This window comes from Streptomonospora mangrovi (genome assembly GCF_027604915.1).
Lineage (GTDB): Bacteria > Actinomycetota > Actinomycetes > Streptosporangiales > Streptosporangiaceae > Streptomonospora > Streptomonospora mangrovi.
Map to the genome: position 1 here is coordinate 44,079 of NZ_JAJAQC010000015.1, position 13,983 is coordinate 58,061.

Here is a 13,983-nt window from a genome sequence, read left to right on the forward strand (position 1 = left end):
TCCCGGTCCGCCCGGTCCGCCGGGTCCGCGCGCGCCTCGTGCCGCCCCGGCCGGGCGCCGGGGTCGTTGGCGCCGTCCCGTCCCTCGACCAGCGGCTCGCCCATCACTGGCCTCCCCCGCCGGGGCCGCCGTTGGGCAGGTGCTCGCGGCACGTCTCCATGGCCGCTTCGAGCTCGGGGTCGGCCTTCAGCTCGGGCGTGATCTTGATGCCCGGCATGTCAGGATCGGGGTCGGGATAGTCCTCCACGCCCTCCTCGCGCATGCACTCGGCGAACGCCTGCGCGGCCTCCTGCATCTCCGGGTCGGGGCCGCCCATGGCGTCGCCGCCCATGCGGTACTCCTCGCACTCGCGCATGGCGGCGTCCATGGTCTCCTGGTCGACGCCGCTGTCGGGACCCATCTGGATCCGCACGCCCTCGCCGGGCTCGGGGTCCTCCATGGGCACCCCGTGCTCGCGCATGCACTCGGCGAACGCGACGGCCATCTCGTCGGGGTCCATGCTGGGCGAGGCGGCGGCGTCGGCCGCGCCCCCGTCGGACCCGCACCCGGACAGGCCGAGCGCGAGCGCCAGCGGCACCGCCGCCAGCGCGGTGCGGATCAGCGGCGTCCGCGTCGATCGCCTCGATAGCGTCGATCGCATCGCTGTCTCCTCGTCTTCGTGGGAGGTACCGGCCGGGGCGGCTCCCCGGCCGTCGAGACGCGATCCAACGCGGCGGGCCGTTTCCTCCGCGTTTCCGCCGCCAAAGCCCTGACCAGGGGCGACTTATCGCCAGGAAACACCGCGATCGGCGATGATGGGCGCGGTCGGGTCCGCGCGCCGGTCGCCGCGGCCCACGGGCGGAAGGGGCTCGGTCGATGCGGGTGCTGGTGGTCGAGGACGAGCCGCTGCTGGCCGACGCGGTGGCGGAGTGGCTGCGCGAGGACGCGCACGCGGTCGACGTCGCCTACGACGGCGCGCAGGCGCTGGAGCGGGTGGACGTCAACGACTACGACGTGGTGCTGCTGGACCGCGACCTTCCGGGCGTGCACGGCGACGCGGTCTGCCACAGGCTGGTGGCCTCCGGGTCCGACGCGCGGGTGCTGATGCTGACCGCCGCGGCCGACGTCGCCGACCGGGTGGACGGGCTGTCCCTGGGCGCCGACGACTACCTCACCAAGCCGTTCGCGTTCCCCGAGCTGGCCGCGCGCGTGCAGGCGCTGGGGCGGCGCTCGCGCCCGCTCGTCCCGCCGGTGCTGCGCCGCGCCGGGATCAGCCTGGACCCGGCCCGGCGCGAGGTGTTCCGCGACGGCCGCTACGTGCCCCTGGCCAAGAAGGAGTTCGGCGTGCTGGCGGAGCTGCTGCGCGCCGAGGGCGCGGCGGTGTCGGCGGAGCGGCTGCTGGAGAAGGTGTGGGACGAGCACGCCGACCCGTTCACCGGGGCGGTGCGGCTGGCGGTGATGAAGCTGCGGCGCAAGCTCGGGGACCCACCGGTCATCGAGACCGTCACGGGCGTGGGGTACCGGATCCCATGAGGCGCGCCGCCCGCGGCCCGCGCCGCGTCTCCCTGCGCGCCCGGCTGACCTTCGTCTACACCGGTGTCTTCCTGCTGGCGGGGCTGGTGCTGCTGGCGGCCACCTACGCGCTGTTCACCCAGCAGCTCAACCGGGCGCTGCCGCGCACCTACAGCACGGGGATCTCCGACGAGATGCCGCTGCCGCCCGGGGCGGTGGAGGGTCCGGGTCCGGTGGGCGAGCCGGACGGCGAGTCCGGATCCGAGGACGGGGCAGGGGCCGGTTCAGGGCCGGGGACCGAGTCCCACTCCCTTGAACGCGAGCAGCGGCTCTACATCATCGCCCCCGACGGCACGCGGCTGACCGGGCCTGACGCCCGGGACTGGCTGATCGGGCAGCAGGACCGCATCAACGACGCCGCCGTGACCTCCCTGCTGGTGCAGGGGTCGGTGGCGCTGCTGATCGTGTGCACCGCCGCGACCGGGCTGGGCTGGCTGGTGGCGGGGCGGATGCTCGCGCCGCTGCGCACGGTCACCGACACCGCCCGCCGCATCGCCGCCGCGCCCGCCGCCGACCGGGGACTGCACGAGCGCATCGCGCTGCGCGGGCCGGTGGACGAGGTGAAGGACCTCGCCGACAACTTCGACACGATGGTGGAGCGGCTGGACCGGTCCTTCGACGGGCAGCGCCGGTTCGTCGCCAACGCCTCCCACGAGCTGCGCACCCCGCTGACGCTGGGGCGGGCGCTGGTCGAGATGGCGATGCACCGCAAGTCGGCGTCGCCCGACGTCAAGCGGCTGGGCGAGGACCTGCTGGAGATCAACTCGCGGCACGAGCGGCTGATCAGCGGCCTGCTGCTGCTGGCGAGTTCGGAGAACGAGGTCGGCGAGCGCCACCCCGTGGACCTGGCCGACGTGGTGGGCCACGTCATCGCCCAGACGGCACCGGAGGCGCGGCGGGCGGGCATCGCGGTGGAGGACTCCGGGGTGGGCGAGGCGCCGACGCTGGGCAACGCGCTGCTGCTGGAGCGGCTCGTCCACAACCTTGTGGAGAACGGGATCCGGCACAACGTGGAACCCGACGCGGCCGGGGGCGGTGCGGCGGGCGCGGGCGGCGCCGACGCGGCGGGCGGTTCGGGCAGAGGCGGCGGCACGGGCGGCAGCGCGCGCGGCTGGGTCCGGGTGGCCACGCGGGTGGGCGCCGACGGCCTGGTGGAACTGGAGGTCGCCAACACCGGTCCGCTCGTGCCGCCCTACGAGATCCCGGTGCTGTTCGAGCCGTTCCGCCGCCTGGGCACCGACCGCCTGGTCACCGCCAAGGGCGCGGGCCTGGGGCTGTCGATCGTGCGGTCGGTGGCGCGGGCGCACGGGGGCGAGGTGGCGGCGCGGCCCCGCGAGGGCGGCGGGCTGACGGTGACCGTCACGCTGCCGCTGTCGCGCGAGGACGCGCCGCCGGAGGCGGCCGGGGAACGGTAGGAGGCGGGACGCCGCCGCCCCCCGGCCGGTGGGGCGGGCGGGATCAGTGGTCGATCATCGCCCGCACCGGCACCCGGGGGTCGGCCAGCGGGCGCAGCGCCATCCGCAGCAGCGCCAGGGCGTTGTCGTCGCCCGCCGCGCGGTTGGCGCTGAGCGCGCCGCAGGTCCGGCACTGGTGGATGACCAGCCACTCGCCGTCGGGGCGCGCGGTGAGGCTGAGCGCCTCCATGCGGCCCTTGCACGCCGAGCGGCGGTCACCGGGGATCCGCAGGTCCACGTGCCGACTGGTCAGGCAGTGCGGGCAGTGGTTGCGGTGGGCGGTGCCGGGGGCGGCGAGCGGGACGTCGAGCCCGCAGCCCAGGCACCGGAACGCACCACTGGCGGCGTGCGGGGCGCCGTCGGCGCCGGTGGAGGTGCGGTAGGCGGGTTTGCGCCGCTGGGGGCGCGGCCCGCGCGGGTTGCGCTTTCGCGGCACGGCGGTCTCCTCCCCTCTCACAGGTCGCCGAAGGCTTCGAGCGGGAAGGGCGGCTGCGCGATCGGCCGTACCGCCAGGCGCACCAGCACCAACTGGTTGTCGTCGGGCGCGACCTGGCCGGTGGACAGCGTGGCGCAGGCCGTGCAGCGGTGGACCAGCGTCCAGCCGCCGCCGCGCGGCACCGCGATGGCGATGGGCGTCATGCGCGCGCCGCAGTCGGCGGGACCGCCGGTGACGTGGTCGCGCAGGTGCCGCGAGTGCAGGCAGCTCGGGCAGTGGTCGCGCCGCCCGCCGGAGGGGTCGAGGACGCCGACGGTCAGACCGCAGCGCACGCACGTGAAGGTCTCGGTGCGCAGGTGCGGACTGGACGCGGCCGAGCCGGACGCGGCGGGGTTGGTCGGGGCGGTGGAGGTGGTGGTGGTGTCGGTCGTGCGTGCGGAACCGGTGTTGTGGGTGGACACCCGGGGAACTCCTTGCCGAAGGATCGAACGGTGAACGGCAGGAGCGGCCGAGGGCTTCCTCTTCGCGCGGCCGGCGGCGGCTCGGCGGGCCGGGGTTGCCCCCAGGCTGTGGACGAGCGGCGCGGCGCGGGCACGCAGCGGCGGCAGCGGTCGCGGAGGACCCGGACCGGCACACCGGGAGGCGGCCGGACCGGTCAGGACGCGACCGGGATCAGCGGCTGCGGAGGGTGCGACGGGTACGGCGGCCGATGGTGCGAAGAGGAGCGCTCGGCTCGTTCCGGGTCATAAATCGACTGCCTCTTTCCGTGCTTCCGTAGCGCAGTACGCGCACCCGCCCCGGACGCGGCACCCGGGATCACCCACCCACGCTAACGGCCGTCCCCGCCCGGACTCCACCGGTTTTTCCGCGCGCGGTCGTCGTCCAGCGGGGCGGGTGAACGGGGTGGCGACGGGCACCGAGACACCCAAGGCGCTTGCCGCACCCGTTGGTCCGCAATGCCCGTTTCCCTGGACCATGAAAGTGCTCCACCGCTCAGAACGGCGTTCCGAGACTCATCTCGTGGTGAAAGAGGCCGTTCTCGTCTCGCCGCGTGAGATTCCAGGCACCTGGCGCCCGACTTGTCCTCCCGCGCCGATCACCCGCCGCCCCCGCCGCCTCGTCGCCCGCGTCAACCGCTGGGGCGCGGATCGATGATCATCCACCCCCCATCCACCCCCGCCGCCCGCACCGCCTCCCCCGTTCGCCCTCGCCCATCCCCACCTCACACTCTCAATGCCGTGACCAGCAGCATCGCGCCGGGCTGGCGCACGCCGCCCGGCCCCGCGCAGGGCTCCAGCGCGGCGCGCACGGCCGCGCGGGCGCGCTCCTCCGCTTCCGGGTCGGTGTCGCCGAACCAGTGGCGTACCGGGCCGAAGGCGAAGAGGAAGTCGGTCGCGTCCTCGGCGGTGCGGCCCAGCAGCGTCGTGTAGCGCAGCGGCTCGACCTCCACCGACGCGAAGCCCGCGCCGCCCAGCACCCGGCGCACGTCGGCGGCGCGCGACATGGCGGCGGCGCCGCTCCGCCCGTCCTCGACGCTGAACGTGGGCCGCTCGGGCAGGTACTCCCCCATCAGGCCGAACACATCCGGAAAGTCGCCGCCGGGGTCGGCCGCCTCGGCGTCGGGGGTCACGAACGCCAGCCGCCCGCCCGGGCGCAGGGCCGCCGCGATGTTGGCGCAGGCGGCGAGGGGGTCGGAGAAGTACCACATGCCGCCCCGGCTGATGGCGGTGTCGAAGCCCTCAGGGGTGAAGGGGTGCACCTGGGCGTCGCCCTGCTCGAAGGCGGCGTTGGCGATCCCCTTCTCGGCGGCCACGGCCCGGGCGCGCTCCAGCATCGGCCCCGACAGGTCCACGCCCAGCGCACTGCCCCGCGGCGCGGCCAGGGCTGCGCGGCGCGTGGTCCAGCCGGTGCCGCAGCCGACGTCGAGCACCCGGTCGCCGGGGGCGATGGCGGCGGCGCGGAACAGCGGCCGGTTCAGCCCGCCGACCATGGCGTCGTAGCGCTCCCGGTTGTCGGCCCAGTGCCGCCCCTCGTAGCCGTTCCACGCCTCGAACTGGTGGACGTTGTGCACGTTTGGGATGTCGTGGAGGTTGTGGCTGTCGGCGTTCGTCGTCATCGGCTGCGGCCCCGCCCTTCGCGTCGGTGCCCGCGCGGCTTCGGCCGCACGGTGGTCGGGGCCGATCCTGGCGCGGGGGCGGGCCGCGCGTCGTCGCCCCGGTGGCGGCTCCGGGCGCTACCCGCCCGGGCGCAGCGGACGCCCGGCTACCACCAGGGGAGTAGCCGCGAGTGCCTCCTCAGGGAGGAGGTACGGCGCGCACCCCCGGGCTAGGGTGCCGCTATGAGCGCCGGTACGAGGTTCGACGTCTGGCCGCCGCGCGGCCCGGTGCGCGATGCCGTGATCGCGGCGGGCACGGCCGTGCTCGTCGTGCTCAACGCGCTCCTGGCGGCGGCCCCCGCCGGCGGGCTGGCCGCGCCCGCCTACCCCCTGCTGCTGGCGGGTCCCGCGCTGCTGGCGGTGCGGACGCGCGCGCCGCGCGCGGTGCTGGTGGCCGTGCTGGTGTGGGTGGCGGCCGTCGGCGCGCTGCTGGGCACGCTGGGGCCGCTGACCGTGCTTCCCGCGCTGGTAATGGTGTTCACCGCCGTGCGCGCCGGGCACCGCTCGTTCACGGCGTGGACGGTGGGGGTGTTCCTGGCCGTGGCGGTGGGCGCCACGCTGGCGCAGGGCGGGGCCGACTCCGCCGAACTCCAGGAGCAGGTGCTTGCGGTGGGCTGGTTCGCGGCGGCGGGCGTGCTGGGCGAGGTGTTCCGGCAGTACGCGGCCTACCTCGCCGAGGCCGAGCGCGCCGCCGCCGAGGCGCGGCGTACCCGCGAGGAGGCGGCCCTGCGCAGGGCCGGTGAGGAGCGGCTGCGCATCGCGCGGGAGCTGCACGACTCCCTCACGCACGCCATCTCGATCATCAAGGTGCAGGCGGGGGTGGCCGTGCACCTGGCGCGCAAGCGCGGCGAGGAGGTGCCCGAGGCGCTGCTGGCGATCCAGGAGGCCAGCGGCGAGGCCACCCGCGAACTGCGCGCCACCCTGGAGGTGCTGCGCCGGCCGGGGGACGAGGCTCCGGTCGGCCCGGCGTCGGCGCGCGGGCTGGCGGACCTGGCGGCGCTGGCCGAGAGCACGCGGCGTGCCGGGCTGCCGGTGTCGGTGGAGATCGAGGGGGAGCGCCGCGCACTGCCCGAGGAGGTCGAGCGGGCCGCGTACCGGATCGTGCAGGAGGCCGTGACCAACGCCGCCCGCCACGCGGGCGAGGGCGCGAGCGCGGTGGTGCGTATCGGCTACGGGCCGGGGGTGCTGACCGTCCGCGTGGAGGACGACGGCGGCGCGGACCCCGCCGCGCCGCCGGTGCCCGGCACCGGGCTGCTGGGCATCCGCGAGCGCGTGGCGGCGCTGGGCGGCACCGTGCGCGCCGAGCCCCGGGCAAAGGGCGGCTTCCGGGTCGCCGCCGAGCTTCCGGCGCCGGAGCGGACGGGCGGGGAGGCGTCGGCGGCACCGGCGGGACCGACCGCACCGGGCTCTCCCGCGACCGAGGAGGCGCCCCGGTGACCCCGCAGCCTGGCGGCCACGGGCGCGGCGGAAGGGGGTCGCGGTGATCCGGGTCCTGCTGATGGACGACCAGCCGCTCATCCGGGCCGGGTTCCGGGCGCTGCTGGAGGCCGAGGACGACCTGACGGTGGTCGGCGAGGCCGCCGACGGCGCCGAGGGGGTGGCGCTGGCCCGCGAGCACCTGCCCGACGTGGTGCTGGCCGACGTGCAGATGCCCGTCGTGGACGGCATCGAGGCCACCCGCCGGATCGCCGCCGACCCCCGGCTCGACGGCACCCACGTGCTGATGCTGACCAACTACGGCTTCGACGAGTACGTGTACAACGCCCTGCGCGCCGGCGCCGCCGGGTTCCTGGTCAAGGACATCGACCCGGCCGACCTCCTCCAGGGCGTGCGGGTTGCCGCGCGCGGCGACGCGCTGCTGTCGCCGTCGATCACCCGCAGGCTCATCCAGGAGTACGTCTCGCGCCCGGCGGTCGGCCCCTCGGCGGGGGCGCTGAACGCCTTGACCAACCGGGAGCGCGAGGTGACGGCCCTGGTCGCCCGCGGCCTGTCCAACGACGAGATCGCCGCCAGAATGATCATCAGCCCCGCCACGGCCAAGACTCACGTCAGCCGCGCGATGACCAAGACCGGCTGCCGCGACCGCGCCCAACTGGTCGTGCTGGCCTACGAGTCCGGCCTGGTCAGCGCGGGCACCCCGGACACCCCGGACACCCCGGACGGCCGGTAGCCGTCCCGGTGCCGACGCGCTTTCCGGCCCGGCCGGATTCGGCCAGCGCTCGGCGTACCGGTGGGCGGGGGGTGCTGAGAGGATTCAGGCGGCCCAGTCCGCATCCCCCCGAAGGCGGCCATGACCCTGCCCCGCCCCGCGTCCGAGCCGTGCCCAGCCTCCGGTGAGCGGCCGCCGCCGACCGACACGCCCCCGGCCGACACGCCCCCGACCGACACACTGCCATCCGCGCCGCCACCCTCCGCGCCGCCGTCCGCCGCTCCCCCGACCGGGACCCCCGGCGCGCGGCCCGGTTACCGCAGCGCGATTGCCGTCTCGCTCGTCTCCGTCGTGGGCTCGATCGTCCTGACGCACGCGGTCGTCGCACTCGCGCTGCCGGGCCTGGGGCAGGAGCGCGCGAGCGCGCCGGTGGAGCGCCGCGCCGCGCAGGATCTGCCGCCGGGCCTGCCCGAGGAACCCTGCTCGCTGGTGGAGCCCGCCCGGCTGGCGGAACTGGACGCGAAGGAGGCGATTCGCCACCTGAACGCCGAGACCAGCGGGTGCGTCTGGGTGGTCGGCCCCGAGGGCCTTCCCGCCGGGGACCTGCTGGTCCGGATCTACCTCCCGCTGTCGGAGGAGGCGGCGGCGCTCGCCTCCGAACACAACCCCGACGACGAGTACCCGACCACGCCCGGCGAACTGTTCAGCGTCCAGCGCGAGAACCTCAGCACTCCCGACCCGCTCGCCGGGGCAACGGAGATCGAGGTCGTCCGCGAGGACCGGCTGGACATGGGGGATCGCGGCGTACTCGTCCACGTCAACTCCACCGGCGGCACCGGGGAGCACACCGGGACCACCAGCCTTCTGGTGCTGGACGGGGAGCGGCTCACGGCGATCGAGTACTCCGTCACGGGCGACGAGGCCGTTCCCGCGTCCGACGGCGTTGACGCGCTGCTGGTCGCCATGGCCGAGGACATGGGCCGGTAGCGCGTCGCCGCCCCGCCCCCGCTCCCCCTCCGCGACGAGAACGGAACCGAGCATGCGCCAGGACCCCGCGTCATCCCCCTCCCCCGCGCCCGCCGCCCCCGGGCGGCCGGCCCCGGCGCGCGGTACCGCCCGCGCCCGGCCGCCGCTGGTGGGCCTTGCCCTGGGCCTGGCGGTCGTCACCGTGGCCGCCACCCTGGTGGGCATCGAGGTGACCGGACCGCTGCTGCCCTCGGCGGGCACCCCGGAGGGTGCGGCGGCGCAGGAGGAGGGGCAGCGGCGGCCGCGCCAGTACGCCCTGCCCGACGACCCCTGCGCGGGCGCCACCGTGGACCAGTTGCGCCGCCTCTCCGCCGTGCTGCCCGCCACCTCCATCAGCGTCGACACCTCGGCGTCGTGCGCCTGGTTCGCGGTCTTCGCCGACGGCACCCGGGGCGGGCTGGACATCACCTACCGGCCCGGGGTCGCGGACAGCGGCGACGCGTGGGATGCGGAGGCGGCGGCGATGCGCCGGTACCGCCAGGACACCGCGCAGTTCACCGCCGAGGGCAGCCACGTCACGGTGGAGGAGATGCGCCACGTACCGGGTCTGGGGGAGCAGTCGCTGCTCGTCTACGCGGACCTGAACCTCGATGCCAGGAGGCCGTCGCCCACGGTCATGGTGTTCGTCCGTCAGGACAACATGAACGTCGCGGTCTCGGGCTACGAGTTCTCCGATGGCACCGAGGGCGATCCGGACTACCGGGGCGATGAGGACGTGCTGCTCGGCATCGCCGCGCGGGCGCTGGGGAATCTGGGGTGACGGCCGCGTCCCCCGGTCCCGCCGTCCCGCCGGGCGACGGTGGCCGGGGGCGGGGACGGGGTCAGGCGTCGTGGACGGTGATCGCGTAACCCTCGGGATCGGCGAAGGTGAAGGCGCGGCCGAAGGGGGTGTCCCGGGGCGGGGCGAGGACGGGGACCCCGGCGGCGGCGAGGCGGTCGTGCACCTGCTGGGCGTCGGTGGCGCGCAGCCACAGGGCCACCCCGAGGCCGGGGCGCTCGACCCCGTCGAGGTCCACGCCGGGCAGGGGCTCGCGCACGGCGAACGGGACGGGCTCGGTGGCGAACACCACGGCGCCGGGCGGGGAGGCGGGCGCCCGGCGCAGGCCCAGGTGCTCCTCGTAGAAGGCGGCGGCCGCGGCGACGTCGCGCACCTGGAGGGCGATGAAGTCGGGACCGGCGACGGCGGCGGACGTGGCTGCGACGGCGGTGGCTCCGGTGTCGGTGCCGGTGGTGTCGCTGATACCGGTGCTGTGGGTCATGGGTCTCCCCGTTTCTCATGTCAGGACTTTGACATCTCTGACGGTACGCACATCTCCTCCTCTATGTCAAAATCCTGACATGGAAGATCGCGCGCCCGTCGAACCTCCCCACCCCGCCCAGGACGTCACCGAGCACGTCGGCTACCGCCTCAAGCGGTCCGCCGCCGCGCTGCGCGGCGCCATGGACCGGGAGCTGCGCGAGCACGGCCTGACCGTGCCGCAGTACGCCTGCCTGGAACTCCTGGACGAGCGCCCCGGGCTGTCCAACGCCGAACTCGCCCGCGCCGCCTTCGTCACCCGGCAGTCCATGAACGTCGTCCTGCGCGGGCTCCAGGACGCCGGGCTCATCACCCGGCCGACGACCTCCGACCACGGCCGCGCCCTGCCCGCCCACCTCACCCCGGAGGGACGCGACCGCCTCGACGGCGCCCGACGCGCCGTCTACGCCGTGGAGAGCCGGATGATCGCCGCCGTTCCCCCAGAGCGCCTGGCCGCCCTGCTCACCGACCTCGACCGCATGGCCTCGGCCCTCGGCGGATAGCCCGCGGCTAGCGCCGAGCGCTCGGCACCCGCGCCTAGACTCGGAGGGGCCGCCGGTGTCCGCGGCCGCCACCAGCCCCTTCATCCCTTTCACCCGCCCGGGAGCATCCGCGCCGTGTCGTCCTCGTTCCGATCCCTGCCCGTCGTCCCGCTGGACGGCGGTGGCCCGGCGCTGCGCGGGGACTGCGCGAACTGCTTCGGCCTGTGCTGCACGGCCCTGCCCTTCGCCGCCTCCGCCGACTTCGCGGCCGACAAACCCGCGGGTCAGCCGTGCGGCAACCTCCAGGCTGACTTCCGCTGCGGCATCCACGCGCGGCTGCGCGAGCGCGGGTACTCCGGCTGCACGGTCTTCGACTGCTTCGGCGCCGGTCAGCGGGTCTCCCAGGAGACGTTCGGCGGGCGGTCCTGGCGGGCGGACCCCGGCTCGGCGCAGCCCATGTTCGCCGCGTTCCCGGTCGTGCAGCGGCTGCACGAGCTGCTGTGGTACCTCACCGAGGCGCTGTCCCTGCCGGAGGCCGAGTCCCTGCACCCGCAGGTACGCGCGGAACTGGCGCGCATCGACGGCCTGGCGGGCGGCACACCCGAGGAGCTGGCGCGCGTGGACCTCGCCGCGGAGCGCGCCCAGGTGAACCCGCTGCTGCTGCGCGCCAGCGAGCTGGCCCGCGCCGACGCCCCGGTTCGCGGCAAGCGGCGCGACCGGCGCGGCGCCGACCTGCTGGGCGCCAACCTCAAGGGCGCCGACCTGCGTGGGGTGGACCTGCGCGGCGCCCTGCTCATCGCCGCCGACCTGCGCGGCGCCGACCTGCGCCGGGCCGACCTCATCGGCGCCGACCTGCGCGACGCCAAGGTGGCGGGAGCCGACTTCACCGGTGCCCTGTTCCTCACCCAGCCCCAGGTCAACGCCGCCAAGGGCGACGCGGCGACCCACCTCCCGGCCGGCCTGGAGCGCCCCGGCCACTGGTAGCCCGGCCGGCCCCGGCTTGCCCCCATCACCACCACCCCGGCGGCCGACCGGTGGCAGGATCGCCCCATGACGACTGTGTCCGGTGACTTCACCCTGACCATGGACGAACTGCGGGTCGTGGCGCGCTTCGTGGCGGAGACCGCCCAGGAGGTCCTCCCCGTGTTCGAGCAGGCGGTGCCGGGGGATCCCCGTCCGCGCGCGGCCATCGACGCGGCATGGGAGTTCGTCAACGGCGCGAACAGGACCAGCCTGCAACGCACGACCTCACTGGACGCCCACCGGGCCGCGAAGGAGGCCGGCACCGAGGCCGCCCGCCTGGCCGCCCGCTCGGCCGGGGACGCCGCGTCGGCCGCCTACCTCCACCCGATCGCGAAGGCCACCCAGGTCGGCCACATCCTGCGCGCCGCCGCGAGCGCCGCCCGCATCGCCGAGTTGCGCGCGGGGGACGACCCCGCCGTGGGCGACATGATGATCGAGAAGGCCCGCGACCGCGCCGCCCCGTTGCTGGTCGACGTCCTCCGCCGCTACCCTCCCGCGCCCAGCGCCAAGAGCCGCGTCGCGCAGCTCATGAGCGCCTTGGACACGTCCCTGCGCGCCACCCCGTGAGGGCGGAGAACGACGGGCCGCCCCGCCCGCGCGGGCGGCGCGGGCTCCGGCGGCGCGGGCTCCGCCGCCTCGGACGGACCCCCTCTGGCATACTTCCGCGGTGACTTCACCGTTCGCCGACGCTTCCGCCGACATGTTCCAAGCCCTGGCAGCCGGGGAGACCGGCCCGTTCCGGTCCGCACTGCAACGGGTGTTCCGGTTGGCGCGGACCACGCCTGTTGAGGAGCGCGTCGCACTGCTGGACCGGCTCGCCCCGATGCTCGACACCGAGGACGACGCCGGCCTCGACCACGTCGCCGACCTCGCCGTGCTGGCGGGCGCGCTCGTGGAGGGCGGTCTGCGCGCCGGACCGGCCGGTGTCCAGGCGATCCGGCTGCTGCGCTCCTGGGCGGCGGCCGTCGACACCGTGCGCGAGCCCGGCGGGCGGCACAGCGTGGCCCGCCGCCTGGGGCTGGCCGCCAAGACCATGCTGACCGACGCCGACGTCCGCGCGGCCGTGCGCGCGGACGAGCGCCTGCTGTTCGAGATCGAGGTCGCCGCCGGGCGGCTGAAGTTCAACGTCAGCGAGTTCGAGGAGGTCGAGCGGCTGGTCGCGATGGCCGGTGCCGTGGCCGCCGTGGTCCTGGACCGCCGCTCCGGGCGCGGGTTCCGGGTGGCGTTCGACGGCGTGTGGAGCAACCACCAACTGCACACCCTGCTCGCCGACGCCCTGCTCGGCGCCGAGGGGCGCGGCCTCGAAGGCGACCGCCCGTGCCGAGGCTGCGTCGCGATCGAGGCGGGCCGCGACCGGTCGGGCATGCACGACTACGAGGACGTGCGCCAGGTGTGGACGCTGCTGGACCACAAGGGCGACGCGGTGGACCTCGCCGACAGCCCCGGCGACTTCCTCACCGACGGCGGCGAACGCGTCATCGTGCTGGGCGCGGCCCCGCAGAGGCCGGACGTGTGGGAGCCCGGCAGCCACTCCCACGCCCGGATCAAGGCGCGCGTGGAGGTGGAAGCCGAACTCTCCCCCGAGGAGGCGGCCGACCGCTGGAGCCGGGTGGCGCTCCCCGAGTCCGGCTGACCGCGCGGAGCGCGGCGCGGGCGGGGACGGAGGTTCAGCCGTGCTTTCGTGACTTGCTGCCGCGCACGGGGGCGGACGGCCGCAGGGCGGCGGCGGTGTCGTCGTAGACGAGCAGGCCGTCGGCGCGCAGCCGCACGCCGGGGGTCGGCGGGTGCGGGACCAGCCGGGCGTCGTGCATGAGGTGGCGCACCGGGGTGCCCCTGGCGACGGCCGCGAAGTCGGCGATCAGCCGCCGGTGGCAGCGCCACCACACCGCCTCACTGCACATCACGGCGGTGCGCGCGGAGGAGGCCTCCCGCAGCAGTTCGTCCATGGCCGCCACGAACTCCGGGGCACGCGTGTGGGCGGCGTACCCCCGGAAGGAGGCGTTGCGCCAGACGACGTCGGGGGAGTCCGCCGGTGCCTTGCGGAAGCCGCCCAGGGCCTGTTCCCAGCGGTAGGCGATGCCGGTCTGCGGCAGCCACTCGGCGAGGCGGTCCCGGAGAAGGTCGGGATCCCGGCGGCTCCCCGGGCCGATGCGCACGTCCACCACGGATTCCACCCCGGCCCCGTGCAGCAGCTCGGCCAACCGGTCACGCCCTGCGGTGCTGTGCCCAAAGGTCAGCAGTTCCCCGCCGGTCACCCCACACCCCGCTCCCGCATCCCGTGTCGCCCGATAGGGCCTTCCCCGCCCTCTCTGCCCGCCACCGGCCGCGCACCAACACAGACATCGGGTACCTCAGCCGAAATCGCGGCCGTGCAATAGCCCTGACATGAACAAGGGTCCCGTCCTACGCT

General features: G+C 75.6%; 16 protein-coding genes. 10 read left to right on the forward strand and 6 right to left on the reverse strand.

All coding sequences use genetic code 11. From position 1 onward, the window contains the following. Positions 1-103 precede the first annotated feature (103 nt). A complete protein-coding gene (locus tag LG943_RS10625; protein WP_270072065.1) occupies positions 104-640 on the reverse strand; it encodes a hypothetical protein in 537 nt (178 codons plus the stop codon). 215 nt (positions 641-855) lie between these two features. On the opposite strand from LG943_RS10625, the gene LG943_RS10630 reads away from it, so the two are divergent. Then, positions 856-1,512, forward strand: coding sequence for a response regulator transcription factor (locus tag LG943_RS10630; RefSeq protein WP_270072066.1), 657 nt, complete (start codon positions 856-858; stop codon positions 1,510-1,512). Then, positions 1,509-2,966 carry a sensor histidine kinase gene (locus LG943_RS10635; protein WP_270072067.1) on the forward strand — a complete coding sequence of 486 codons (1,458 nt, stop codon included), beginning with the start codon at positions 1,509-1,511 and terminating at the stop codon, positions 2,964-2,966. Before LG943_RS10630 ends, LG943_RS10635 begins: the two co-directional genes overlap by 4 nt. 43 nt (positions 2,967-3,009) lie before the next feature. Here LG943_RS10635 and LG943_RS10640 read toward each other — a convergent pair whose 3' ends face one another. From LG943_RS10640 to LG943_RS10650, 3 genes are all read right to left on the reverse strand, one after another. Then, the gene (locus tag LG943_RS10640) at positions 3,010-3,441 is read right to left on the reverse strand and encodes an RNHCP domain-containing protein (protein WP_270072068.1); all 432 of its coding nucleotides are present in this window, start codon (positions 3,439-3,441) and stop codon (positions 3,010-3,012) included. Between the two features lie 17 nt (positions 3,442-3,458). Then, positions 3,459-3,902, reverse strand: a complete 444-nt coding sequence (locus LG943_RS10645) for an RNHCP domain-containing protein (RefSeq protein WP_408648578.1) — start codon at positions 3,900-3,902, stop codon at positions 3,459-3,461. Positions 3,903-4,663: 761 nt separating this feature from the next. Beyond that, on the reverse strand, positions 4,664-5,557 hold the full coding sequence (locus LG943_RS10650) for a class I SAM-dependent methyltransferase (RefSeq protein WP_270072069.1): 894 nt from the start codon (positions 5,555-5,557) through the stop codon (positions 4,664-4,666). Between the two features lie 222 nt (positions 5,558-5,779). Here LG943_RS10650 and LG943_RS10655 point away from each other — a divergent pair, with 222 nt between their 5' ends. The 4 genes from LG943_RS10655 (at position 5,780) to LG943_RS10670 (ending at position 9,531) form a co-directional block, all read left to right on the forward strand. Beyond that, positions 5,780-7,033 (forward strand): sensor histidine kinase, encoded by a 1,254-nt coding sequence (locus LG943_RS10655; protein ID WP_270072070.1) that lies wholly within the window; start codon positions 5,780-5,782, stop codon positions 7,031-7,033. Positions 7,034-7,076: 43 nt separating this feature from the next. Beyond that, positions 7,077-7,766 carry a response regulator gene (locus LG943_RS10660; protein WP_270072071.1) on the forward strand — a complete coding sequence of 230 codons (690 nt, stop codon included), beginning with the start codon at positions 7,077-7,079 and terminating at the stop codon, positions 7,764-7,766. A 330-nt stretch (positions 7,767-8,096) separates the two neighbouring features. Continuing rightward, positions 8,097-8,732: a hypothetical protein gene (locus LG943_RS10665; RefSeq protein ID WP_270072072.1), complete on the forward strand. Its 636-nt coding sequence runs from the start codon at positions 8,097-8,099 to the stop codon at positions 8,730-8,732. A gap of 52 nt (positions 8,733-8,784) precedes the next feature. After that, complete coding sequence (locus LG943_RS10670) at positions 8,785-9,531, forward strand: hypothetical protein (RefSeq protein WP_270072073.1); 747 nt, start codon at positions 8,785-8,787, stop codon at positions 9,529-9,531. Positions 9,532-9,592: 61 nt separating this feature from the next. Here the strand turns inward: LG943_RS10670 and LG943_RS10675 are convergent, their stop codons facing one another. Then, complete coding sequence (locus LG943_RS10675) at positions 9,593-10,030, reverse strand: VOC family protein (RefSeq protein WP_270072074.1); 438 nt, start codon at positions 10,028-10,030, stop codon at positions 9,593-9,595. Between the two features lie 79 nt (positions 10,031-10,109). Here LG943_RS10675 and LG943_RS10680 point away from each other — a divergent pair, with 79 nt between their 5' ends. From LG943_RS10680 to LG943_RS10695, 4 genes are all read left to right on the forward strand, one after another. Then, positions 10,110-10,571 carry a MarR family winged helix-turn-helix transcriptional regulator gene (locus tag LG943_RS10680; RefSeq protein WP_270072075.1) on the forward strand — a complete coding sequence of 154 codons (462 nt, stop codon included), beginning with the start codon at positions 10,110-10,112 and terminating at the stop codon, positions 10,569-10,571. 114 nt (positions 10,572-10,685) lie between these two features. Further along, a complete protein-coding gene (locus LG943_RS10685; protein ID WP_408648579.1) occupies positions 10,686-11,534 on the forward strand; it encodes a pentapeptide repeat-containing protein in 849 nt (282 codons plus the stop codon). Positions 11,535-11,600: 66 nt separating this feature from the next. After that, positions 11,601-12,140, forward strand: coding sequence for a putative immunity protein (locus LG943_RS10690; protein WP_270072076.1), 540 nt, complete (start codon positions 11,601-11,603; stop codon positions 12,138-12,140). A gap of 100 nt (positions 12,141-12,240) precedes the next feature. Then, positions 12,241-13,206: a hypothetical protein gene (locus tag LG943_RS10695; RefSeq protein WP_270072077.1), complete on the forward strand. Its 966-nt coding sequence runs from the start codon at positions 12,241-12,243 to the stop codon at positions 13,204-13,206. A gap of 34 nt (positions 13,207-13,240) precedes the next feature. On the opposite strand, the gene LG943_RS10700 is transcribed toward LG943_RS10695, so the two are convergent. Then, complete coding sequence (locus LG943_RS10700) at positions 13,241-13,828, reverse strand: DUF488 domain-containing protein (RefSeq protein WP_270072078.1); 588 nt, start codon at positions 13,826-13,828, stop codon at positions 13,241-13,243. Positions 13,829-13,983 lie beyond the last annotated feature (155 nt).